The organism is Paenibacillus sp. FSL R7-0048, assembly GCF_038004505.1.
GTDB lineage: Bacteria > Bacillota > Bacilli > Paenibacillales > Paenibacillaceae > Paenibacillus_AQ > Paenibacillus_AQ odorifer.
Genome location: NZ_JBBORF010000001.1, coordinates 5,869,613 through 5,893,635 on the forward strand (window position 1 = coordinate 5,869,613; position 24,023 = coordinate 5,893,635).

Consider the following 24,023-nt stretch of genomic DNA (forward strand, 5'->3'; position numbering starts at 1 on the left):
TTCTGCCTCCTACATCGTATAGCTAATAGTTTAGTGTGAGTCCCGTTTCCCTGTTGTTCATTGCGGCAGTTCACCGTTCGGGACGTTACGTCTTTTTGAGCAACTTTTATTCTACCAAAGAGGAGGCACAAAAGCATCTTTTAAACCTTAGAAGGTCATTCTATAACGGGAGCTCGTTCAAAAATTCAGGTGCAGAAACAGGTTTGCTATAATCCACATTGTCAGTGTCAGTAATCGATTGTTTGCCGTTCAAACGAATTTGAACCAGAGCATCTTCCGTATTTTGCGCAACAGTCAGAACAACCGATTCCAGCAATTCGGCAGGAACTTCCTTCCCATCTGCGAACATATCGTCAGTCAAGGATACAGTAACAACACCGTTTTGTCCGGCTTCAACCGAATCAAGTGATGTGCCCTGTGTCATAACCATTTCCAGACCGTCTCCGGATTCAGGTCCCGCAATCAGTTCATTGATAGCAGCAGTCAGCTGCTCTTGCCCTGCGGGTACAAAGCGCGTAACCGGAACATAATATTGGATACCGTCAGGAGATGTTGTGGAAAAATAAACAGTAACCGCACTAGAGTTCATCAAAGATGGACCTTGTTTTGGCAGGTTAATGCCCATTGTGCGGGACAGCGGGCGATCCAGCGGAGTGCCTTGAAGCGGCATTTCCGTAAGCTTTTTACCATCTACCCAGAACTGCACACCTTTAATGTCATCTTGACCGGTAAGTGTCCAAGTGATCGCTTCAAGGATTTTGCGTTCATCCGCAGCATCATAGTTGTTAAATTCCGAATTGAACTCAACAACTGCCAAATTCGACTTGTCTACCGTAATGCTTTGCACCTCAGTTCCAGCTGGTAGAATGCCTTGGAAGCCTTCTGGCAATGAGGACGCATATTCTCCCTTATTCACTAATGCCATTAAAGAGTTCTTGAGCGTGCTGGAATCTTTGCTTTTTGGCAGATTTAGCGACACTGGAGCGAGTAAGCCATTTCCATCTTCCAAATATACGGTCGTCCGGTCACCGGAAGCCGTTGCTTTATCCGTTGCTTTAGCGGCTTTGGTGCTGTCCTTCACAACTGCTTGTGCATCATCCTGAGCCACTGGACCAAATACACCTGAATCCAAAGTGTTATTTCCCTCTGTCTGTAACATCTGCGCTTCAACCTCAGGTGGCGGAGCATCTATCGATGCTGATTCCGAACCGAACAAGCCGCAACCGGACAGTGCCAGTGGAACTGCGAGTAGGCAGACTGCGGAAATCCCGCGGATTTGTTGCATTGTTTTCATCATTTATTACCCCTTTCAAGGTTAGATAGCATTTGTACTGCTATGTATACGAGACCTTTGTCCAAAAAATAACAACTGCTTATCCTAAATTGTTGGAAAAGCCTGTGCGCTTTATTTTCAGGTTAGGTTGGATCTAGATTTTAATTCACATAGACTCCGTTTTCTGGACAAATACTTTTTCTAAACGTACAATCTGAGATAACACCAGCGCTTAACATCATGCTAACGAACGTTGTAATGCAAAGACTTAACTTACGAGGTGACTAATCATGGCTGATGAACCAATCGCAAAAATACCTTACAGTCTGAACAGCAAGGCAGTCGCAGATGCGACCAAAATGTGGTTGAATAAGCGTGGAGTGAACCTGCAGGAAATCGCAGAGCTCGTTATGTTTCTGCAAAAAAAATATTATCCAAACTTAACGATGGAAGAATGTGTCCATAACGTTGAGATGGTACTCAGCAAACGAGAAGTGCAAAATGCGGTACTTACGGGCATTCAATTGGACATGCTCGCGGAGGAGGGGAAGTTGTTTCCGCCGCTTCAGGATATGATCGAAAATGATGAGGGATTATACGGAGTGGATGAGATTCTGGCTTTCTCTATCGTAAATGTATATGGCAGCATTGGCTTCACCAACTATGGTTATGTGGACAAGCTTAAGCCAGGCGTTCTTGAACGGTTGAACGACAAAAACACCGGGCAGATCCACACCTTCCTCGACGATATCGTCGGCGCGGTAGCCGCTGCAGCTAGTAGCCGAATCGCACACCGTAAGCAAGCGGAGCGTGAGATAGACCTCGAACTTCCGCATTCGCCTGAGGATCGCGAAGAAGCTGCAAGGAAACTTGCAGAACATGAAAAACAACCGGAGTAACCGGTGTTTTGGGTACACTCTGAGAATTAATAAGCGATTGTTTCGTAACCCTTGCGGGTTATGAGACAATCGCTTTTTTTAAGGTTGGGTTGGGACAGTTTTAGGGAAAAACTCCCTAAAAAATACCGAAAATCGTTCAAAACCTAAGTTATTAGGGAATTCTTCCCTAATAACTCTACGAAAACCTTAATTTATAGCTACATTCGTAGATTATTAGGGAGAAATTCCCCAATTAGTCAATACCAACACTTAGCTACTCGGCAAGATGTGTTTCTACCCACGAATAGCGGCATCTGAGTCCGAATAACCTGTGTAACGCATGAGTAAAGTAATCAAATCTGAATCCAAATGCTCAGCGTAACGCATGAGTAAAGTAATCAAATGGTAGTTGGTAATGCGTTCGGACTCAGGTGACACTATACTCACATATCCCCATTGATTTGGACACTTTCGGACTCCAGAGTCGCTATTCACTCAAAAATGACCAATAACTACCCATTACTCTAGCAATAACGCCTCTCCGGTCCGATACTCACCTCAAAAGTCCCAAAACCCACGAATAGCGGCGTCTGAGTCCGAATAACCTGTGTAACGCATGAGTAAAGTAATCAAATCTGAGTCCGAATGATCAGCATGACGCATGAGAAAAGTAATCAAATGTTAGTTGGGTAATGCGATCGGACTCAGGTGACACTATTTCCATAAAACACCCTTGATTTAGTGACTTTCGGACTCCAGAGTCACTATTCACTCAAAAATGACCAATAACAACCCATTACTCTAGCAATAACGCCTCTCCGGTCCGATACTCACCTCAAAAGTCCCAAAATCCACGAATAGCGGCATCTGAGTCCGAATGATCTGTGTGCATGAGTAAGTAATCAAATCTGAGCAAGAATGATCAGCGTGACGCATGAGTAAAGTAATCAAATGTTAGTCCGAATGATCTGTGTAACGCATCAGTAAGTAATCAAATCTGAGCCCGAATGATCAGCGTGACACATAATCAAAGTAATCAAATGTTAGTCCAAATGATCAGCGTGACGCATGAGTATGTAATCAAAGGTTTAGTTGGGTATTCGATCGGACTAAGGAGCTCAATATTCATATAAATAGCACCGAAATATACTCTCTACTTAGTCACTAAAACCAAAACCAAAAAAAGAGCAGTCCCAATAACACAAGACTGCTCTGTACCTCTACTCGATCATAACATTCATATCTCAATTCATTTCATCATTCATCATTCATCATTCATCATTCATCATTCATCATTCATTTCATCATTCATTTCATCACTCTTCGATCGTGATAGAAACTCTAACTAACATGGTCACCAGCACTTTCAGATGCTGCAAACAAGATAGCACCGTCCGCCTCTATCATCACTGCTCGCTCCCGGCGCATCAGCTCCGCCAGATGCGCCAGTGTCTCACTCATCGCAAAGCGCATCTGGTGAACGGTGGTTACCCGGCTGCGAAACAGAATTTCGCAGACGGCGAAGCCGCTCAGCGGACCGTTTGCGAGCAAGGCTGCCGCGGCATCCAGCCGCTCCTCATGATGAGCGAGCAGGCTGCTGACCCGGTGCGCGAAGCCCGTGAACGGTTCCCGATGACCCGGGAACGCCATGCTGACCGGGTAGCTCCCCATCTCCCGCAGCCCCTGAAGAAACGTCTGCAGCGGCTGTGGATCGCTGCCTGGAAGCAGGCTGACATTGGGCGAAATCTGCGGCAGCACAGCATCGCCGCAGATCATTTGCCCGCTGCCCGCATGATAGAAACTCACATGTCCCGGTGCATGTCCGCCAGTTACAATCAATTGCCATTCACGGCCACCCATCCCGAAAGGCTGTACCTCATTCAGATAAGTTACAACCGGCTGTGGCTCTACTTGAGCGTCAAAGCTCTCCAAATGCGCTTTAATTCCACTCGACCATTCCTCCGACATTCCGTGTCTGATGAAATATAACGGCAAAACTTCATTGATATCCGTGTTACCGCCCCACATCAACATCGCTTCGGCATGAGCACGTTCAGTCATCCATACTTTACATCCGGTCTGCGACTGCAACCATCCCGCCAATCCATAATGATCGGGATGATGATGCGTTACGACGATATCCCGCACGTCCTTCCACGACAATCCCAGCTCCTGCAGGATCGCATGCCAGCATTTTTCTGTCTCCGGGCTACGCGGACCCGGATCGATAATAGTAATTCTGCCATCCTCATCAGGCAGAATATAGCTGTTCACTTGACGAAGCGGCGAGTCCATGGGCACCGAGACCTGAAGAATGTTCTTGTCCCATGAAGTGATATCCGCCTTAGACATGGTGCGATCACCGCCTTTGAATCTTTTTCCTGATACCATTACGATCGAATTCCACTAAAAATCATCCGCGTGGAGCTTTCTGCATTATAAACCTCATCTTCATAGCTGCCATGCACAGCTTCGAGCTGTAAACCCGCTTCCTCGATCATTCCGCTGAATTTCTCCAATGAATACAGCTTCACACGTTCATGATATTGACGAGATGTAGAATCATTTTTAGAGGTTAAAATGATGTCCTTCTTCACATACCCATCCTCGATCCGCCGCGACTCATCAATCAGATTCTTTCCATCCTCGCGGGTAGAATGCGGCACCAGATGACGAATCACATACGCAGGGTTCAGATAATCAATAACAAACTTGCCACCCGGCTTCAACATCCGATAGATTTCACGCAAAACCTTTACCTGCTCCTCATCCTCTTCAAAATAACCAAAGGAAGTGAACAGATTAACCACAGCATCGAAACCTCCTATTAACGGTAGGTCCCGCATGTCAGAACGCAGCCAAGTTACCTGCTCCGCTCCTTTTTGAGATCTTGCCTCACGCAGCAATACCTCTGATAAATCTACTCCAGTTACCTCGTACCCTGCTTCCGCAAGCGCCAGTGAATGACGTCCCATCCCACAACATAAATCCAGCACTTTGGAGCCTGGCGGTAGTCCCAGCCACGAGATCATTCGTTCAACTTCTTTACGAGCTCCACCAAAGTCTCGATGTTTGTATACGACCAGATAATCCTCTCCGAAGCTCTTTTCATACCATTCAGTCATGTTGTCTCTCCTCCCACAGGCGTCTTCCTGTAACTCCACTCTATGTATGTTAATGTATCGCCATTGTACAGTCTTTTACTCACAAACTCAAAGAAGAGTTGTCACAGTGGAGCGCTCAGCCCCTTCATGACAACTCATTCCTGTAGCTTCCCTTACACAAGCTGCTGCAAATATACTCGCGCTTCATAAGGACGAAGTTTAAGCGGTTGGATCTGCTCATCTTTTTCCACGGAATAATTAGAAATTAACAGCTCAATATTGTCTGGTTGGAACTCCGCTGGCCATTCGAATACAGGCTCTCCATCATAAAAATTCAGAATAACCAGCAGCCGCTGATCTTCTAATGTCCGAGTATACGCATATATCTCTGTATGCTCTGCGAGCAGCAGCTCGTAGGCTCCATAAACGATGACTTTGTGTTTTTTTCTCAGGGCGATCAGCTGTTTATAGTAGTTGTAGATGGAATCGGGATCTTTAATCGCATTGCCAGCGTTGATCTCCATATAGTTGGAATTTACTTCAATCCAAGGAGTCCCCGTCGTAAAACCACCTGCGTGACCATCGTCCCACTGCATCGGGGTGCGGGCATTATCCCGGCTTTTATGATGAATGGCAGACATAATCTGCTCTTCTGGAACGCCGTTTTTTCGCTTTTCTTCATAATAATTAAGCGTCTCTACATCCCGGTACTCATCAATGGATTCGAAACAGACATTCGTCATTCCAATTTCTTCGCCTTGATAAATATAAGGTGTGCCTTCCAGCATGTGAATGAAGGTCGCTAGCATTTTAGCCGAAGGAATCCGGTAAAAAAGGTCGTTCCCAAACCGGGACACTGCGCGCGGCTGGTCATGGTTGCAGAGATAATTCGCATTCCAGCCTTTGTCATGCAGAACCGTCTGCCAATTACTCATAATCTTTTTCAGCTCCAGTAAACTCCATGGGACGACATCCCATTTTCCACTACCTGCCGAAGCGGCATCCAGAAACATATGCTCAAATTGAAAAGTCATATTCAGCTCTCTACGCCCGTCCCCTACATAATCTAGCGCCTGCTCCGGTCCAAGTCCTGAGGTCTCTCCTACCGTCATAATATCGTAGAAATAAAGCACTTTATCATATAAATTCTGTAGCAGGGTATGCACATCTGCCAGATTGGAGAACATTCCATAAGCCCTTACGGTAGGTGTTCCACCTGGATTATCCGCATCCGGGTACCCTTTCGTCTTCACGATATGTGCAATGGCATCAAAGCGGAATCCGTCCACACCCTTCTTCAGCCACCATTCCACCATCTCATGCAGCTTATCAATGACCACCGGATTCTCCCAGTTCAGATCAGGCTGATATTTGGAATAGAGGTGAAGGTAATATTCATCGGTCCGTGGATCATGCTCCCACACCGAGCCACTGAAATAAGACTCCCAGTTATTCGGGGGACCTCCATTTTTTCCTTTTCGCCAAATATAGTAGTCCCGTTTCGGATTGTCCTTCGACGATCTGGATTCAACAAACCATGGGTGCTCATGTGACGTATGGTTCAGAACCAAATCCATCATCAGCTTCATCCCACGTGCGTGCATCTCCCTCAGCAAATGGTCAAAATCATCCATCGTGCCAAATTCCTTCATAATGTCACAGTAATCACTGATATCATAACCGTTATCATGGTTTGGTGATTTATAAATAGGGCAGACCCAAATCACGTCTACACCTAAATCCTGCAGATAATCCAGTCTGGATATGATTCCTTGCAAGTCTCCAATCCCATCTCCGTTACTATCCATGAAGCTAATCGGATAAATTTGGTACACGACACTCTCTTTCCACCATTTCGGGTTCATTTCTCGGTTACCTCCTATTTAGCTATATGTAGAGTTTAACCACACAAAGCCTAGTAGATAACAATTTACTCCTACTTCCCTAGTCCCTTTTGATATTGTGAGGGCGTAAGTCCGGTCCATTTCTTAAAAGTAGCACTGAAGTGGCGTTCTTCCCCATAGCCCACTAACTTTGCAACGGCGTACATTTTTAAGTTTTGGCGGAGCAGCTTTTTTGCCTCTTCTACCCGGTATTGATGCAAGTAATCGAGAAAATTCACACCCAGCTCCTGGCGGAACAGTGAACTTAAATAAGTATTAGATACATAAGCTTCCTTCGCAACATACTCCAGAGACAGATTGGTATTATATTTGTTACGGATGATCTCAAGCGCTGTAACTACTGTTCGATGCAGAGGGCGATGTTTAGAAAAAGCCTCCACCACATTCTGCATGATCTTATTCAGGATCGTAGATAATTCTTCCAGCGTCTCGATCTGTGGTGCCTGCTCCATCCAATTGACCAAATGCTGCTTCCATTCAAATCCAGCTACTTGTTTTTCCTGCGCAAGCCTCTTAAGGCGAACGACAAAAGCTGTTGCCCGAATATTCACCTCCTGCTTGAGGCATCCGGGGTTTCCGCGAAAACGTTCCAGCCATTGCTCCAGCAGATCGAGGGCAAGCTCATTACTTCCTGCACCGACTGCCACAAGCATCTCATCCTCCAGCACATTTAATTCAGGATCATCTAAAATCCCGATCTCCTGTGCGCCACCCCCAATAACTCCTGAACCTTCTGTAAAAAAATAAACGCCGCCTTTCCCGTTCAGAAAGCGGGATTCCATGGCCTGAAGCGCTTCTTTATAAGACAGATGAGCTTCCGAAATATCCGCACGACAGGAGCCTACAGCAATACTGATTGACAGCTTGAGGTATTTCTCCAGATTGCTTTGCAGCATCCCAATCTGCTCTTTTAAATAGATGGGGGTTCGGTAAGACTTGCGGGAATCCGTTCCAGCTAAACCACTGCCGATCCAGAGCAGGAGATTGCCATCATGGAAGGTCTCGATTTTTCCTTTATAGATAGGAGACAAGGTCTCACTAATAATATTTAGGGCCGCGTAACGTAAAAGTACAAAATCCTGTCCAGACCCACCGGCAGAGGGAGGATCAAAATCAAAGCTGACCAGCCCAATCTGCGGACCTTCGTGACTAATAGCCATAGCTAACTCACCGATCAGCTCCTGCCGCCGCTCCAGCGGAACCGGAGGATGATGAATCCATTGGGACAGCACTTGGCTTTTGACAAGCGGTGCATTTTTATGCCAGGAACGATCTCTTTTTAGCTGCTCATTCTCCTGACAACGCTGCCTTTCAATTAGCTCCTTAGCCTTGAGTACCGTCTTCAGAATTTCCTCCGGCCGGCACGGCTTCAGCACATAATCGACAACCCCCAGCGCAATCGCTTGTTTCGCATAAGAGAACTCATTATAGCCAGATAAAATAATCGAGCGAAAGTCGTAACCGCGACGCCGTCCAGCTTCGATTAGCTCCAGACCATTCATCTGCGGCATGCGGATATCCGTTAACAATAAATCCGGCTGTTCAGACTCCATCAGAGCCAGCGCTTCACTTCCGTTCCCCGCTTCGCCCATTACCTCAATCTGATGCGAATTCCAGTCAATCATATTGACGATACCCTCACGGATGGTGTCTTCGTCTTCAGCAATCAGCAGCTTCAGCTTCATCATTTAGGGACCCTCCACAGTGATATGAATGATAATACGTGTGCCTGCTCCTTCTACACTCTCTACTTGCAATGAGGCTCCGGCAAAAAACAAAGCTAAACGTTCCTGTACATTCGAGAGTGCAAACCCCGAACGTCCAGCATTCTCCTCTTCCTCCGAGATAGAGCTTCCTCTCGCTAAACGCTGATGTAGCTCCTGAAGTCTTTCCGGCGTGATTCCCACCCCGTTATCTTGAACTTCGAGCACAATAGTCCTATCTTTGCGGAAGGCGCGAATCGAGATTAGTCCGCTTCCAGCCAGTGGCTCGATCCCATGAATCACTGCATTTTCCGCCAGTGGCTGGAGCAGCAGCTTAGGAACTGTAAAATCCTTGATACTCTCATCCAAGGTAATTTCGAACTCAAAACGTTCTCTAAACCGATTTTTTTGCAGGAACAAATAATTCTTTACAAGCTCTACTTCCTGTTCCAATGTAAACGTATCCCGCCCATCATTTAAGCTCAGCCGGAATACTTGAGAAAGCGAATAGACCATATCCGCTATTTCTTTGTCGCCCTTCTTCTCAGCTTCCCAACAAATCGTATTCAGCGTGTTATATAAAAAGTGCGGCCTGATCTGTGCCTGAAGCGTTTTCAATTCTGCTTCCTGCTGCTTCAGTTTGGAGGCATATACATCATTGATGAGCGATTTGATCCGCTGAACCATTAGATTATAACCATGGCCCAAGAGACCAATCTCATCATTTCCTTCAAAAAATACGCGCTGCGTGAAATCCCCTGTCTGGAATCTGCGCATGGAGCGGGAAAGCTTTTTCAGCGGTTTCGTTATTGAGGCGGCGGCGAGCCAGGTAACCATTAAGCTAACTGCTAAGCACAGAAAAGCGATCGTCACCGTGACCTGTGAAATCTGCCCCAGCTCTTTGACAAGCTGCCGTTTGGAATGCACCACCACTACATACCAACCCGTCGTTTCTGACTGCAGATGCGAGACAATCCACTGTTTGTGATCCGCTGTAGACTCCAGTCTCTGCTCTAGGTTCAACTTAGGATCGCTGTCCGCAAAATACGGAAGATCAAGATCTCTTTTGCCGATCCAGCTCCGGTTAGAAGCCGTAATGATGAGCCCGTCTCGATCAACCACAAACATATCTACATCATCTTCAGAGTTGTCTAGATATTGGCTTCCAATCTTACCAGCATCGACCCCGATCACCGCTAGCCCTGCCGGTTTTAAAGTATATACATTCTTGATAATTCTGGAAAGTACAATCTTATGATAATGATCACCAACAAATATGCCATCCGTGGGTCTGGACAATCCAAAGGTTGGACTGCCTGCGGCTTCAACGGCTTCCTTGTAGTACGAGGTTTGGACAAAGTTAGAGAACTTCATGCCAGTCGTCAATCCGGCTTGGTTCGCAGCAAAAGGCTCCGCCCCGTTATTCTGGTCTTCCAAAGAGTATAGAATCAGGGATTGAATCGAATTGCCAGCGACCATCAGGTTGGTGACCGTTTTAAATACGGAATTACGTTCTTTTTGTGCTTCTGACGACACTAAGAGCCGCTGCACACTTTCATCCAGAAAGAGTGTATTGGAAAAAGAAATCATTCCCCTCACCATCTCATCAATCTGCTCTGCTGTTTTCCGGGTCAGGTGATCCTGTGACTGTTTCATTTTCTCCACCACCTGCTGCGAAGAGATCTGATAGGAGTTCCACCCCATAGCAAATATAGTCACGAGAAGCAGCGGCACAAACCATAATAACAGCTTAAACTGGAGCGGAAGATGGCGATAACGGCTTAATAAGCGGATGTTTCGATTCATGAGAACCACCTTCATGTATAATCAATAAATGTGTAAACCAAGTATAACTGAAATCATTAAACCCTGAACCAGCTTTTTACAATCACTGAAAAATGCCTACATAGTTCTTAAATATGGACCATGTTTCTATCGGTCATAAACTCTTAAGATGGGGATGCAAGAAGAAACGACATTGTCGTCCTCGTTTGATGACAGCCGTTCTCGTGGAAATATATCTCATAAAAAAGGTGGGTTTTTGATGAAAGGTAAAGGAATAAAGCTAGCACTTATGAGTCTAATGCTACCAGCTCTGCTGGCAGGCTGCGGTGGCGGAAATAATAATGCGAAAGCTACCAATGCACCTACAAATGACAAGGCCGAAGCCACTGCCGAAGCAACAGCTAGTGCAGGGGAAAACACACCCGCCGAAAAAATCACACTGAAGTTCTTCACCGCGCTCGCGGATCGGGCCAATGGTTCAGGTAAAGTAGAGCAAGACATTATCGATGCTTACATGAAAGAGAACCCTAACGTCAAGATTGAAGTGGAAGCGCTTCAAGATGAGCCTTACAAATCAAAAATCAAAGTGTATGCCTCCAGCAATCAGCTTCCCGATATCATTCAAGCCTGGGGTCAGCCCTCCTTCCTGAGTCCGCTGCTGGATAACGATCTGCTGCTTGAACTGAACAGTGCTGACTTCGAAGGTAATCAGTTTGTGTCCGGATCCATGGACGGCTTCAGTAAAGACGGTAAGCTTTACGGCTTGCCGCGTGGTGCCGACTACATGGTGATGTACTATAACAAAAAAATATTTGCTGACAACGGCATCGAGGTTCCAAAAACAACAGATGATTTGCTTGCCGCCGTCAAAACACTTCGTGCCAAGAAAATTAACCCGATCGCTATGAATGGTATGGACGCTTGGACACTGCCTATCTGGTATGAATTTGTAGCCCAACGTCAGACTGGCGATTTCAATACAATGGATGAAGCTGTTGCACGTAAAATATCCTTTACAGATCCTAGTCTGGTTGCAGCTGCAACTGAAATGCAGCAATTCGCCGATGCTAAAGGTTTTGCCGATGGCTGGCTGACTGCCGATTATGGTGCTGCACGCAACTTGTTCGGACAAGGGCAAGCTGCCATGTTCTTTATGGGCGCTTGGGAGTCGGGTCTGGCAACAGACGAGAACTTCTCTGAAGAATTCCGCAATAACGTAGGTGCTTTTGCTTTCCCAGCTTCAGCTAAAGGTAAAGCAACCGATGATGCCGCTTGGTATGGTGGTGGATATGCAGTCAGCAAAAATTCCAAACATGCTGAAGCCGCTGTTGATTTCTTGAAATATTTCTTCGCTCCAGAGCATTGGTCTAAAATGCTATGGCAAGCTGGCGCGGGTACACCTGCGCAGCAATTCGATCAATTCCTAACGGGTAACGAAACCCAGCTGCAAAAAGAATTGATTGAAGTGTTCAGCTCCATGACCTCTTCCAGCGGTACTCCACTGCAGGATGTGGGTGACGATGAGTTCAAGCAAAAGGTAATGGAGGCGCATCAAAGCCTGCTTTCTGATGCGATTACCCCTGAAGAATTCGCCAAAGCACTGGATGCTGCATCCGATAAATTCGCTGGTAAATAAACCAGAGAACTACAAAAAACATGAACCTTAGCGCTCCTGAAGTAACCTTATAGATGGCAGTGCGCAAACCCCGGCTTCCCCCAAAGGCCGGGGTTTTGTTTTCGAAAAAATGTATACACCGATCTGAAATTTACGGCATGTTCCGGTGCCTGGCTTCCCGTTACGATGGTAATAGATAGATTACTCTTTAAAAGGACGGAGATTTCCATGCACAGAGTGTTAAGCGACAAAAAAGCGATTTTCTTACTCATCGCACCTGGACTGTTCCTATTTGCTTTTATGATCTGCATCCCTATCTTCATGAGCGCTTATTACGGTTCTACGGATTGGGGCGGGATCGGCAAATACAATTTCATCGGCTTTGATAACTACCGCGAAATTCTATTTCATGACAAAGTGTTCTGGAGATCGCTGGTCAACGCCCTGCTCCTGACCGCCGCCACAGTATTTTTACAACATCCCTTTGCCATTCTCATGGGGATATTCCTAACCAACTCCGGCAAATACGAAAAAATATTCCGGACGATCTTTTTTATCCCCGCTGTAATTTCCGTCGTCGTTACAGCCAAGCTGTGGACCGGAATTTTCCATCCGAACTACGGACTGCTTAACAAGCTGCTAAGCGGAGTTGGATTGGACGCACTTACGCATGATTGGCTCGGTGATCCGAAGACAGCCATCTGGTGCATCATCATTGTTGTTATGTGGCAAGGCTTTGGGTATGCACTGCTGCTGTATTATTCAGGTCTGCAAGGCATTCCGGAAGATTTAAGCGAAGCCGCAAGAATCGATGGCGCCAACAACTTTACCCTCTACACGCGTATCATCATTCCGCTGCTTTCGCCGATGATGCGGGTTGCCATCATCATTGCCGTCACCACCTGTCTTAAGCAAATGGAAACCGTATTCTTAATGACCAACGGTGGCCCTGCAAATAGCACACAGTTCCTAGGGAACTATCTGTACAAAACCGCCTTCTCATCATCGCTATACGGCTATGGTAATGCCATTTCCATTCTGTTTATTGTGTTCTGCCTGATCCTAACCGTTATCCTCAACAAGATTTTAAAGAAAGATATCGGAGAATTTTAAAGAAACCCTGTAACCGGAGGAAATCCTATGAATAATTCCTTATCGCCTGCCGCTTCACCCCCTAAGCTAAACCTTCACAAACAAGAACGCAGAAAGCCTACAACGGGCAAAATCCTAATGATGGTGTTCCTATGTATCATCGCGTTGATTCAGTTATTTCCGCTTATTTGGTTGATCGATTATTCCCTGCTCAAGAGCGGTGAGTTCTTTGGAAGCTCATTTCTGAAATGGCCCTCTCCACCCCAGTGGGAGAACTATCGAAACGCTTTTACCTACGGGCGTGTGCCACGTTATTTCGCCAACAGTCTTATCATTACAGTGATAACTGTTATGCTCTCTGCGCTGGTGTCCCTGATGATGGGATATGCGTTTACCCGGATGAAATGGAAGCTAAGTGGCATTGTCCTCTCTCTAATCATGTTAGGCATGATCATCCCGATTCACGCTACATTGCTGCCAAACTTCATTCTGTTTAACAAGCTTGGGATGCTGAACAATATGTACACATTGATTTTGCCTTACTCAGCCATTGTCATCCCCATGAGTGTCCTGATTATGACCGGGTTCCTGGAGACCATCCCACGGGCCATTGAAGAGTCCGCCGTTATTGATGGCAGTGGCATTTACGGGTTAATCTTCCGTATCATCCTGCCCATCACCAAACCGGCGCTGGCAACCATCTGTGTGCTCAACTTCATCAGCACTTGGAATGAATTCATTATGGCGAATACCTTCCTCACCTCGGAAGATCTTAAGACGATTCCCTTCTCCATTATGAAATTCACTGGTGAGTATTCATCCAACTATGGTGCACAGTTCGCGGTTATGACGATCATCGCTATCCCCACCATCCTGATCTACCTGCTCTTCACAGAACAGATGACCAAGGGTATTACCGCTGGAGCGGTTAAGGGCTAACACAATAAACTTAATCCTAACAACATTAAAAGGCTGACAAGACAGGTTTCGTACCCGTCTTGTCAGCCTTTATTCATTCTTACTAATATCTCTTACGGTCGTTGCCAATCCTCCCTCAGCCATTCAACCAAGAGGAGCTCTGGCACATTCACTTTATTAACTTCGGCATAGTCTCTCACCCGTTCAAGCAAACGTCCCGCGGTTCCAGCACTAACCTCTAAACCATGTGCGTTCAGAACATGCATGATTCCACCACTTCCGGAATGTTTACCTAACACAATATGATGTGCTCTCCCCACCTCTGTGGGATCAAAGGTCTGGTAGGTGGCTGTTTCTTTCAACAAACCGTCAACATGTATCCCAGATTCATGTGTGAAGGCGAGTGATCCGACGATTGGTTTGGCATCGCCGACACTTCGGCCCGAGGCTGTGATCACCCTATCCGCCAGCCCTTTCAAACACTCCGGACGTACGCTGCTCTCTCCGCCATAAAGATAACGCCAAGCCATCACTACTTCTTCCATTGCTGCATTCCCGGTACGTTCACCAATCCCTGCTACCGTAGTGCTTGCCCAGACCGCACCCGCGGAAATACCGCTAAGTGTGTTTGCAGCCGCAAGACCAAAATCATTGTGGCAGTGTACCTCAAGCTCTACATCTGCAGGAACAGCACTAAGTAATGTGCTTACCCGCTCTGCCATTTGACCCGGATGATGAGCAGATACCGTATCTGCATAACGGAACCAACGAATGCCTTCTTTATATAATGTATTTACCAGTTCAACCAGGTACTCCATACTTGCCCTTGAAGAGTCCTCCATCCCCACCGACACAGTCATTCCTAGCCGTTGACCATATTCCGTCGCATGCAGTAATCTTGTCAGACCTTTGGCAGGTGTTAAACCTAGCTTACCTTGTAATTGAATTTCCGAGACAGGGATCGATACATGACTCCAGTTCACACCCGTCGCCCAAGCTTTGTCGATATCACTTTCCAAAGCCCGATTCCAAGTCATCATCTTCATAGGTAGACCTAAATCAGCGATAGCCGCAATATCTTCTTGCTCTTGCTTGCCCATGGCAGGAATTCCTACCTCTGCTTGCTCCACTCCGCATTCCGACAGCAACCTTGCGATTTCCAGCTTTTCTTCCCTCGTGAATGAAACTCCAGCCGCCTGTTCACCATCCCTAAGTGTCGTGTCACATAGCCTGAGACTTTTCACGGTTTATCTTCCTCTCCGCAGCAAGTGCAATTCGGATTACGGGTAATATGGACGCTGTAACAGGCGAAGTCGAGTGAATTGAAGCGATGCATTACGCCCGCATAAGTCGTCCCTACCCTTGTAACCCATTTTACGGCTTCCAACGCAGCCAGACAACCCGCAATTCCGGAGGTTGCTCCCAATACTGGAAAGCCAAACGGTTCCCATTCTGGATTCACATCCGGATAAAGACACTCTAAGCAAGGGGTTTCACCAGGTATAACCGTTGTTAGTGAAATCTCAAATCCATACATCGCCGCCTCTACCATTGGCGTGCCGGTTTCTACACATAGGCGGTTCAACGCATATCTTTCCGGAAAATCATACCGTGCATCAATCACTATATCGGCTTGTTCTACCCAAGGTTTTGCTATATTATATTCTATCTTCGAATTAAATCCTTCCATTTCAACATTTGGATTCAGACGTTTTAGCTGCTGAATGGCTGTGCTCATCCTTTCCATACCCAACTGATCACTGTCCATCAAAATCTGTCGATTTAAATCTGGAGGCACAATGTTTCCTTCATGCGCCAAGATCAGCTTGCCGATTCCGGCAGCAGCTAAATAAAGTGCGGCAGTGCCTCCAAGCCCTCCAATTCCAGCAATCATCACTGTAGCTTCTTTTAGCGCTTTCTGCCCGCCTTCTCCAAGCAGCTTCAATTGGCGAGCGTATCGTTCCAGTTCGGTGCCGCCTACAAGCTGCTCCATGTTGCTCCCTCCCTGTGGCTGAGCTGCATCATTGGAATCTAACCCTCCAGACCATCCGTTCCATAAAGAGCTGTCATTTCATTAAATTTATCCATAAAGGCTAACCCTTCTTCTACACAAGCAACGCCGTAGCGAATTACTTTCTCCTCAGAGGTAAAAGGAAACGGAAAACCTGCTCTCAAGCTTTTTAACACAAGAATAATCCGATCACTATATAAAAGAGCACGCCCAAATCCTTCCCCGTTTATTTCAGATGAACTCTGAACCAGAACCCCACTCTTCTCCTCGATCACGCCCGCCACCGCCTGAAACAAGAGAGGAACCTGCAAACGGACTTTTGGAGAAACCGCGCAGTTAAAATCAGATTTGTTCTTATCTTCAGCGGAAGCGAGAAACAATCGTTCGATCTTCTTCTGTGGTGAAAGAGAAGCCTGTCTTCCAAAAAAGTCTTCTGTATCAAGCAATTGACACAACCGCCGTATGAACATCTCTGCTATATCTTTATCCAGCTCTTTCTCCGTGGTTCGACTACGGTGTTTTAATGCTGATGCTTCCGGAGCAACCCGGCCCATTAATGCAGCACTCTCATTAGCTATGGGATCCATCTACACTCGCCCCTTCCGCTTCATTTTCAGCATGTAATACCTTGGCTAGCCACATTGGTGGTTTGCCCTGTAGCATTTCAACAATCCGCTTCACTTGCTCATCAATAGGACTGCCTGGTGGAACCTTTACCGGCATAATTTTACGACGTGTGACTCTTGCCGCTGCTGAGGCTCCAATCTGCATGATGAATATTAGCGTGCAATCCTCTACCACCTCCAGACGACTCTCTATTTTGCCTGCTTCATCCTGATTGAGAATCGTTGGCAGTTTACGAAGACCTATAAGCTCCCCGCCACTTTTGGTAACTTTATAAATTGCGAACATCGGACTCTGCCCAAAATGGGCATTCACTCTAATTCCATCCTCTGTAGCGAATGCTACTTTCACGATATTCCTCCTCCCTTCGCATTAACAGATTCGCCGCTTTATTCGTCCATTCCATCGCTCCCCGATACCCTACAGAAGTGGCCATATAAGCACCAAGCTCATTCCAAACGGGAAATCCAGCCGCCATAAATGCTGCATCTAACCGCGCCGCTCCATTTAACCCATGTGAGTTACCGATCCATAAATCTGCACCTTTACCCAAAAACTCAACATCATCCAGATCACCGACCCATACCTCTCGTTCCATCTCAACCACCAAAGGAGTTTCATAGGAAGTGACCAGGGCCTTTTGCTCCACCCCCAGCTCTTCGAGCCAAGAAGATACGGTGTACAAATGATCTGGCTCCAGCGCAACAAGTGCAGACATTCCCGCAAATTGAAAATGAGCATCCAGCATGCTATCCAATAAATTCTCTCGTTGCCAGCAATAACGAAGCTGTACCGGCTCCCCGCTAATTTGATGCAGAAATTGCAAAATATCATCCGTTGCTTTAAGCCCCATAGCACTCTCGAATACTTTGTAGGGAGTTCCCAGCGCATTATGCAGTCTTCTAGCTGGACGCTCCATACTTCCGCCGATGGCAAGGGTTAGACCCGAATGCAAGCTTTGCAGCATCGAATCTAGAGGCACCCCACCTCTTGTTAGCGGTGAAAATCCTGTCAGCAGATGCCCAGACAAAGAGGTCGATATATCAGGTACAGCGATTACCTCAAAACCGAAGGAGGATATCATTTCTTTCAGCTCCATCACATCACCCGGCGTCAGAAACGATCCCGGCAAGAGGGTAATCTGACGTGAATTCACACTCCTTGAACCCCGATGGCCTACCTGCTGAATCATCTCATCAAGCATCGCCTCCACGGTAGAACTGAACCCCGATTCCAATGAACCACGAAAGTCAGGTAAGGTGACGGAAAAAGCAAGCCCACCCCGCATGTTCCGCTCCCTTTTATAGGTCTTGAGCATGGATTGATAATCCACTCCAGCCACATCCGTCAGCTCAGTCCCAATAATGCCTATAATGTCTGGTCGGTGTTTACTGAGTATGGTATTTAGAGCTTCCTCTAAATTCCGATTCGCATCAAAGATTACATCCATCTCCTGCAAAGCAGAGGTCTGTACGGCTATAGGCTCGCGAAAATGCCGGGTAAGCAGCGCCTTCGGAAATGCGGAACAACCTTGCGCGCCATGCACAATAGGCAATGCCTTGTAGCAACCCTGAAATGCCAGTACGGAACCAAGGGATTGACCGATTTTGATTGGATTAACTGAAGTAGGTTTACTCCTTTTGTTAACGGTCATAGGAAGGTTCCTCCTTATCCCAGGGAGCGGCACTGGCAGCCAGCTTCCAGATTGGATTAGCAAGAGAATACGTCAGCTCCTTAGCCAGCCTTAGTAAACCTTCGTAACCAGCATAGGCCTTGTGTCTTTCTTGATTAATATCGATAAACGGAATTTGCTCTTTCATTGCCACATACATATTCCGTCCGCCAGCAATCATAATATCTGCCTTACGATCCCGGACGGTTTTGATAATTCGGCTTGCCCCGCCCTCCGGGATATATTCGGTGTCATCACCAACACGATCCGCTATACGCCGTATATCATCTTCCGTGCTTTTGTTCGTGCCTACACCTACCACCTGAACGCCTAACTCCTTCAGTGCGGAAATAATCGACCAGCTTTTTACTCCACCCGTATAGAGAACTGCTTTCTTTCCTTTAAGCAGCTTGCGGTAGGGCCGCAGCTCCTGAATCAGTCTGCTTTCCTCTAGTTCCGTCAACCGATCCACACGCCGCTCCATCTCACGGTCATTCAGCAAATAAGCCATTTGACGTAAGGAATAAGTTGTCTCCTTGGCCCCATAGAAGGAGCCTTCGAAATAAGGAATGTGGTATATTGCCTCCATTTCTTTTGCCAGACCTAACAATGCACGGCTGCACACAACCATATTCACTTTTGCATGATGTGCCCATGTAATTTCCTTATATCTTGCATCCCCTGTAATTCTGGACATTAGCGTAATTCCAACACTCTTCATTAATTTCTCGATATCCCACATTTCACCCGCGATATTGTACTCCCCAATCAAATTCACACCTAAAGGAATCTCAATCTCTGGTTCACCTGTGCCAATTACATATTGTAGCAGCGCTTCACCAGCCAGCCGATTTCCAAGATTCTTACTGCCTACGAATCCGGGGCTGTTCACGGGGATCACAGGAAGCCCCAATCTGCCTGCCGCTTCCTTGCATACCGCATCCAAATCCTCGCCAATCAATGCTGTCACACAGGTCGCATATACAAATATTGCCGGAGGCATAAAGCGCCCGGCAATATAGTCAATGCTATCTTTCAGTTTCTTTTCTCCGCCAAAAATAATATCGTTATCGTTGAGATCTGTAGTGAATCCGTATTGTGAAAGCGAAGGCCCGCTTGACAAAGCCCCTCTACTTTCCCAGCTATTCCCGGCACAAGCAGCCGGCCCATGGACAAGATGCGCAGCATCCATGATCGGCAGCAGCGTGATTTGGGCTCCGTCAAAGGAGCAGCCCCCAGCCGCTTCGCCCGGCTTGGGGCGTGGACATGGTTTCGATTTCGGAGTTAAGCTCCCGCAAGCTTGCGCGTCGGATACATCGTTTCTGATGGACTCCATCGTACCACCTCCCGTAACTGAATACTCCTTACGCTTAAAATGCTCAATTATTCAGTGTCACTACGATAAATATTGCACTTCCGGCCGCTCCCCAACGCTCGGCTCCGTATGAGGACGAGGGAATGAATCGGAAGTATACGATTCGGCTTAACGTTCTCCTACTAACGAACAAGATCGTGGTTGAAGCCAGATGAATCCTCATCCAACCCCTGCAGGATTGTATTTACTATAGTAGTTAACAAGTTCAAGGCACCTTGATAACCGATAATCGGATAACGATGCAGATGATGGCGGTCAAAGACAGGGAAGCCTACACGGATCAAAGGAACGTCGGCATCTTTGGCAGCAAATTTAAGATGAGAGCTTCCAATGGCAAGATCCACAGGATCATCAATCAGCAGAGAGCGCATATGCCACAAATCATTTCCGATATGAACCGTCGTTTCTGCCCCGTAGGGGCTGGCAGCAAGTAGAGCTTTCGCTTCTTCTTTAAATCCGTTTTCCCCATTGGAGCACACAATATGAATAGGCTCTATACCCACTTCCAGACAGAATTCAATCAGGCCGATCAGCAAATCCGGATCGCCAACTAAAGCCACTCGTTTGCCATGCAGATAAGGGTGGCTATCGAGCAAAGCATCCACTACCCGGCCACGTTCTTCCACAAGCTCAGGCGGAATGGGCAATCCCGTTAATTCACTGATAGACTCTATTAGCCGATCTGTGGCATGAATGCCCAGCGGAGTCGACATCGCAACGGTCTGTTGTTTCCATGTGCCGCTGATGTATTCCAATGTTTTTTTGACAGAATATTTCTGAAGTGAAAGAGTTCCCAACGCATTAGCTGCCTTCGGCACATCCGCCAGCTTCGTTCCCCCATAATAATAGGAATATTCTCCCGTAGCCGGGGAATCAAAATTTCCGCTGTGGTCACCAAGGAAGGTGTAGCCTGTATCAAACGCGGCAAGGATTTTTCGAATTTCCGCAAAATTCCCCGTATAAGGCTCAAACCCTAAAATGACATTCAGCTTCTCTCCAGTTCCCTCTCCACTGCCAGGGGTAGCTTCAATCCCAGAGCGGATGAACAAGGTACTGAGGATGGACTTTAACATGGAATCGTAACCTGTAATATGTGATCCGGAAAAGCTTGGCGTGTTGGCGTAGGGCACTGGAATTTCGTTCGAAATTGCATCCTTCTGGCGGGCATTGGATATAAAAGCCTGCAGATCATCCCCTATAACCTCAGCCATACATGTAGTGGATACAGCTATCATCTCTGGCTTATAGAGCGCCACACTATTTTCAAGACCATCAATAAGATTATTCATCCCTCCAAACACCGCACCATCTTCTGTCATAGAGGAAGAAACTGCGGGGGTCGGCTCCTTGAAATGACGGCTTAAATGACTACGAAAATACGCAGTGCAGCCTTGAGAGCCATGTATAAACGGCAGAGTTTTTTCGAATCCCAGCGCAGCCATCAAGGCTCCTAGGGGCTGGCATGCTTTATGAGGATTAACTACCAGTGAGGTGCGGGCAAAATTCTTATCCTTATATTCAGACGACTTCGAGTAGGCTAATGCTTCTGCTGTCTCTTGCTCACTGCAGGGTGCCTCGAATACTTTTTTCCCTTCACGTTGCTTCACATAGGGTTCAGTTTGAAATAATGTATTGTAATCTGGGATCTCCAGTTTGTCCTTCATACGCCCGCCTCCTTTTTAGGGAGTGATCCTGTTTTCCCTGAATTAATCAAGCTCCACACTGGGCTGTTAATGGTCATGTCCATGTCCTTAGCAAAAATCTTAAACCCATCATAGCCATGGTAAGGACCACTATAATCCCAAGAGTGCATTTGCCGGAAAGGAATACCCATCTTGTGATACACATATTTCTCCTTCACACCCGAGCCCATCAGATCAATATCAAGTCTTTGCGCAAGCTCTTCCAGCTCGTAAGCGGTTGGATCATCGTAGATAATAGTGCCTTCCGGAAGTTCAGGGAATGTCTTCTCGTAATCATCCTTGTGAGCGAACTCATAACCTGTGCCCACTACCTCCATCCCCAGATCCTCATAAGCCCCCAGTGTATGGCGGGCACGTAACCCGCCTACCAGCAGCATGACCTTTTTACCTTCCAGCCGGGGTTTAAATTTAGAGATTATCGCCTCCATTTGTGGCGTGTACTTAGCGATGACTTTCTCGCAGTTTTCCTGAATATATTCATCAAACCTTGCGGCGATGGCTCGAAGGCTTTCAGCGGTTTTGGTCGGCCCGAAAAAGTTGTATTCCAGCCAAGGAATCCCATATGCTTTCTCCATCGTCGTTACCATATAGTTCATGGAGCGATGACAGTGAATCAGATTGAGCTTCGCCTTATGCGCAATCGCCAATTCATTGATGGTTCCATCCCCAGACCACTGCGCAATAACACGCAGACCCATTTCCTCCAGTAAAATGCGTGAAGCCCAAGCGTCCCCACCGATGTTATAATCTCCGATAATATTAATATCGTAAGGACCACATTCCGCAAGCTCCTTCTTCCCCATCAGAAAATCACGGATCGCATCGTTAGCAATATGATGACCCAAGGATTGGCTAACCCCACGGAACCCTTCACAACGAACGGGAATGATCGGGATACCTAGCTCGATAGACATTTTTTTGGACACCGCTTCAATATCGTCTCCGATTAGCCCCACAGGACACTCTGATTGGATCGAAATTCCTTTAGCCAGTGGGAACATTTCTTTAATTTCACGGCAAATGACTTCAAGCTTCTTGTCACCGCCAAATACAATATCTGTCTCCTGAAAATCACTCGTCACCTGCATAGCCGTAAAATTATCAATGCCCAGTGTTCCGTTGGCATAATTCCGTCTTGTTCCCCAGCTATATTGCCCACAACCTACAGGACCATGGCTGATATGCACCATATCCTTGATCGGGCCCCAGACCACGCCCTTCGAACCGGCATAAGCACATCCTCTTTGGGTCATAACCCCCGGACGGGACTTCATATTCGATTTGATGGCGCATTTGCCACAGTTTATTAACTCTTCATTATTGATTCCAAAATGCTTCTGACGATCCTTCCGTGCCTTTTCCGGGTAAGCCTCAAGAATCTCTTCGAGCATCTTTTGGTTATCTTCGATATTAAGCCCCATTCTGAACCCTCCTCATCCCTTAGAGTGATCCGGTGAACAGCCGTCTCTCTACTCCTGTTCACCGGACGAACCTAATTATTGTCCAGATGCCTTCAGCTTTTTCAGCGCCGTCTCTTCATCCTCAATCACACCAAATTCCATGAGTAAATCCTCCAGCTCTTCCATAGAAATCGGGGTCGGGATTGTCATCATATTGTTATTCAGGATCTTTTCTGCCAAAATCTCATATTCTCTCGCTTGCTGATGATGAGGATTATATTGGGCTACGGTCATTCTTCGCAGCTCTGCATGCTGAACCACATTATTCCGCGGGACAAAATGGATCATTTGTGTATTCAAACGGCGTGCCAGCTCCATAATGAGCTCATCCTCACGGTCCGTATTACGACTGTTGCAGATCAGACCGCCCAATCTTACGCCACCGCTGTTGGCATACTTTAGAATTCCGCGCGCAATGTTATTGGCCGCATACATAGCCATCATTTCCCCGGAGCATACGATATAAATTTCCTGTGCTTTATTCTCACGGATCGGCATTGCAAATCCACCGCATACCACGTCACCAAGTACGTCATAGGATACAAAATCCAATCCTTCATAAGCCCCTTGCTGCTCCAAAAAATTAATAGCTGTAATAATCCCGCGGCCGGCACAACCCACACCCGGTTCAGGTCCACCACACTCCACATTAAGAATGTCGCCATATCCCAACTGAACTACATCCTCAAGCTCCAAATCCTCAACCGTTCCTCTTTCTGCTGCCAATTGGAGCACTGAATTCTGAGCTTTAGTGTTCAAAATCAGCCGTGTGGAGTCCGCTTTAGGATCACAGCCTACGATCATTGTTTTTTGACCAAATTTAGTGGCGAGCTGCGCCAAAGTGTTCTGCGAAGTTGTGGATTTACCGATACCGCCCTTACCGTAAAAAGCTATTTGTCTCATCAT

Annotated in this window: 19 protein-coding genes; 4 read left to right on the top strand and 15 right to left on the bottom strand. The window is 46.8% G+C overall.

The annotated features are described in order from the left end of the window. Positions 1-160: 160 nt before the first annotated feature. A complete protein-coding gene (locus tag NSQ91_RS26035; RefSeq protein ID WP_175623590.1) occupies positions 161-1,294 on the bottom strand; it encodes a GerMN domain-containing protein in 1,134 nt (377 codons plus the stop codon). A 269-nt stretch (positions 1,295-1,563) separates the two neighbouring features. On the opposite strand from NSQ91_RS26035, the gene NSQ91_RS26040 reads away from it, so the two are divergent. Further along, positions 1,564-2,172, top strand: coding sequence for a phosphatidylglycerophosphatase A family protein (locus NSQ91_RS26040; protein WP_076129198.1), 609 nt, complete (start codon positions 1,564-1,566; stop codon positions 2,170-2,172). A 1,320-nt stretch (positions 2,173-3,492) separates the two neighbouring features. Here the strand turns inward: NSQ91_RS26040 and NSQ91_RS26045 are convergent. The 5 genes from NSQ91_RS26045 to NSQ91_RS26065 form a co-directional block, all read right to left on the bottom strand. After that, a complete protein-coding gene (locus NSQ91_RS26045; protein ID WP_076305166.1) occupies positions 3,493-4,503 on the bottom strand; it encodes an MBL fold metallo-hydrolase in 1,011 nt (336 codons plus the stop codon). A 38-nt stretch (positions 4,504-4,541) separates the two neighbouring features. After that, entirely contained in the window at positions 4,542-5,276 is a 735-nt protein-coding gene (locus NSQ91_RS26050; RefSeq protein ID WP_076279956.1) for a class I SAM-dependent methyltransferase, read from the bottom strand. Between the two features lie 152 nt (positions 5,277-5,428). Beyond that, complete coding sequence (locus NSQ91_RS26055) at positions 5,429-7,120, bottom strand: glycoside hydrolase family 13 protein (RefSeq protein ID WP_076305148.1); 1,692 nt, start codon at positions 7,118-7,120, stop codon at positions 5,429-5,431. Between the two features lie 71 nt (positions 7,121-7,191). Next, positions 7,192-8,847, bottom strand: coding sequence for a response regulator (locus NSQ91_RS26060; protein ID WP_076129195.1), 1,656 nt, complete (start codon positions 8,845-8,847; stop codon positions 7,192-7,194). Next, entirely contained in the window at positions 8,848-10,668 is a 1,821-nt protein-coding gene (locus tag NSQ91_RS26065) for a sensor histidine kinase (RefSeq protein WP_076186346.1), read from the bottom strand. A 238-nt stretch (positions 10,669-10,906) separates the two neighbouring features. Between NSQ91_RS26065 and NSQ91_RS26070 the strand changes: the two genes are divergently transcribed. The 3 genes from NSQ91_RS26070 to NSQ91_RS26080 all read left to right on the top strand — a co-directional run bounded on the left by NSQ91_RS26070 (position 10,907) and on the right by NSQ91_RS26080 (position 14,293). Next, positions 10,907-12,283, top strand: coding sequence for an ABC transporter substrate-binding protein (locus tag NSQ91_RS26070; protein WP_076129193.1), 1,377 nt, complete (start codon positions 10,907-10,909; stop codon positions 12,281-12,283). Between the two features lie 207 nt (positions 12,284-12,490). Then, positions 12,491-13,375 (top strand): carbohydrate ABC transporter permease, encoded by an 885-nt coding sequence (locus NSQ91_RS26075; protein ID WP_036679565.1) that lies wholly within the window; start codon positions 12,491-12,493, stop codon positions 13,373-13,375. Between the two features lie 27 nt (positions 13,376-13,402). Beyond that, complete coding sequence (locus NSQ91_RS26080) at positions 13,403-14,293, top strand: carbohydrate ABC transporter permease (protein WP_036679567.1); 891 nt, start codon at positions 13,403-13,405, stop codon at positions 14,291-14,293. A gap of 92 nt (positions 14,294-14,385) precedes the next feature. On the opposite strand, the gene NSQ91_RS26085 is transcribed toward NSQ91_RS26080, so the two are convergent. The 9 genes from NSQ91_RS26085 to nifH all read right to left on the bottom strand — a co-directional run bounded on the left by NSQ91_RS26085 (position 14,386) and on the right by nifH (position 24,023). After that, on the bottom strand, positions 14,386-15,516 hold the full coding sequence (locus NSQ91_RS26085; protein WP_076305149.1) for a homocitrate synthase/isopropylmalate synthase family protein: 1,131 nt from the start codon (positions 15,514-15,516) through the stop codon (positions 14,386-14,388). Next, positions 15,513-16,265, bottom strand: a complete 753-nt coding sequence (locus NSQ91_RS26090) for a HesA/MoeB/ThiF family protein (protein WP_076305150.1) — start codon at positions 16,263-16,265, stop codon at positions 15,513-15,515. The genes NSQ91_RS26085 and NSQ91_RS26090 overlap by 4 nt, the downstream gene beginning before the upstream one ends. A gap of 38 nt (positions 16,266-16,303) precedes the next feature. Continuing rightward, positions 16,304-16,870 (bottom strand): DUF269 domain-containing protein, encoded by a 567-nt coding sequence (locus NSQ91_RS26095; RefSeq protein ID WP_076129190.1) that lies wholly within the window; start codon positions 16,868-16,870, stop codon positions 16,304-16,306. After that, positions 16,854-17,258: a NifB/NifX family molybdenum-iron cluster-binding protein gene (locus NSQ91_RS26100; RefSeq protein WP_076186358.1), complete on the bottom strand. Its 405-nt coding sequence runs from the start codon at positions 17,256-17,258 to the stop codon at positions 16,854-16,856. Before NSQ91_RS26100 ends, NSQ91_RS26095 begins: the two co-directional genes overlap by 17 nt. Further along, complete coding sequence (gene nifN / locus NSQ91_RS26105; protein WP_076305151.1) at positions 17,224-18,561, bottom strand: nitrogenase iron-molybdenum cofactor biosynthesis protein NifN; 1,338 nt, start codon at positions 18,559-18,561, stop codon at positions 17,224-17,226. The genes NSQ91_RS26100 and nifN overlap by 35 nt, the downstream gene beginning before the upstream one ends. Beyond that, a complete protein-coding gene (gene nifE, locus NSQ91_RS26110) occupies positions 18,551-19,915 on the bottom strand; it encodes a nitrogenase iron-molybdenum cofactor biosynthesis protein NifE (RefSeq protein ID WP_076305152.1) in 1,365 nt (454 codons plus the stop codon). Before nifE ends, nifN begins: the two co-directional genes overlap by 11 nt. Before the next feature lie 161 nt (positions 19,916-20,076). Continuing rightward, on the bottom strand, positions 20,077-21,618 hold the full coding sequence (gene nifK / locus NSQ91_RS26115) for a nitrogenase molybdenum-iron protein subunit beta (protein ID WP_076281907.1): 1,542 nt from the start codon (positions 21,616-21,618) through the stop codon (positions 20,077-20,079). Continuing rightward, positions 21,615-23,078, bottom strand: coding sequence for a nitrogenase molybdenum-iron protein alpha chain (gene nifD / locus NSQ91_RS26120; RefSeq protein ID WP_076305153.1), 1,464 nt, complete (start codon positions 23,076-23,078; stop codon positions 21,615-21,617). The genes nifK and nifD overlap by 4 nt, the downstream gene beginning before the upstream one ends. Before the next feature lie 75 nt (positions 23,079-23,153). Beyond that, positions 23,154-24,023: a nitrogenase iron protein gene (nifH, locus tag NSQ91_RS26125; RefSeq protein ID WP_235219430.1), complete on the bottom strand. Its 870-nt coding sequence runs from the start codon at positions 24,021-24,023 to the stop codon at positions 23,154-23,156.

Excerpts from the sequence above, each read along its gene's own strand:
- NSQ91_RS26035 (WP_175623590.1), bottom strand. The coding sequence starts at position 1,294 with ATGAAAACAATGCAACAAATCCGCGGGATTTCCGCAGTCTGCCTACTC.
- NSQ91_RS26040 (WP_076129198.1), top strand. The coding sequence starts at position 1,564 with ATGGCTGATGAACCAATCGCAAAAATACCTTACAGTCTGAACAGCAAG.
- NSQ91_RS26045 (WP_076305166.1), bottom strand. The coding sequence starts at position 4,503 with ATGTCTAAGGCGGATATCACTTCATGGGACAAGAACATTCTTCAGGTC.
- NSQ91_RS26050 (WP_076279956.1), bottom strand. The coding sequence starts at position 5,276 with ATGACTGAATGGTATGAAAAGAGCTTCGGAGAGGATTATCTGGTCGTA.
- NSQ91_RS26055 (WP_076305148.1), bottom strand. The coding sequence starts at position 7,120 with ATGAACCCGAAATGGTGGAAAGAGAGTGTCGTGTACCAAATTTATCCG.
- NSQ91_RS26060 (WP_076129195.1), bottom strand. The coding sequence starts at position 8,847 with ATGATGAAGCTGAAGCTGCTGATTGCTGAAGACGAAGACACCATCCGT.
- NSQ91_RS26065 (WP_076186346.1), bottom strand. The coding sequence starts at position 10,668 with ATGAATCGAAACATCCGCTTATTAAGCCGTTATCGCCATCTTCCGCTC.
- NSQ91_RS26070 (WP_076129193.1), top strand. The coding sequence starts at position 10,907 with ATGAAAGGTAAAGGAATAAAGCTAGCACTTATGAGTCTAATGCTACCA.
- NSQ91_RS26075 (WP_036679565.1), top strand. The coding sequence starts at position 12,491 with ATGCACAGAGTGTTAAGCGACAAAAAAGCGATTTTCTTACTCATCGCA.
- NSQ91_RS26080 (WP_036679567.1), top strand. The coding sequence starts at position 13,403 with ATGAATAATTCCTTATCGCCTGCCGCTTCACCCCCTAAGCTAAACCTT.
- NSQ91_RS26090 (WP_076305150.1), bottom strand. The coding sequence starts at position 16,265 with ATGGAGCAGCTTGTAGGCGGCACCGAACTGGAACGATACGCTCGCCAA.
- NSQ91_RS26095 (WP_076129190.1), bottom strand. The coding sequence starts at position 16,870 with ATGGATCCCATAGCTAATGAGAGTGCTGCATTAATGGGCCGGGTTGCT.
- nifN (WP_076305151.1), bottom strand. The coding sequence starts at position 18,561 with ATGACCGTTAACAAAAGGAGTAAACCTACTTCAGTTAATCCAATCAAA.
- nifE (WP_076305152.1), bottom strand. The coding sequence starts at position 19,915 with ATGGAGTCCATCAGAAACGATGTATCCGACGCGCAAGCTTGCGGGAGC.
- nifK (WP_076281907.1), bottom strand. The coding sequence starts at position 21,618 with ATGAAGGACAAACTGGAGATCCCAGATTACAATACATTATTTCAAACT.
- nifD (WP_076305153.1), bottom strand. The coding sequence starts at position 23,078 with ATGGGGCTTAATATCGAAGATAACCAAAAGATGCTCGAAGAGATTCTT.
- nifH (WP_235219430.1), bottom strand. The coding sequence starts at position 24,023 with ATGATGAGACAAATAGCTTTTTACGGTAAGGGCGGTATCGGTAAATCC.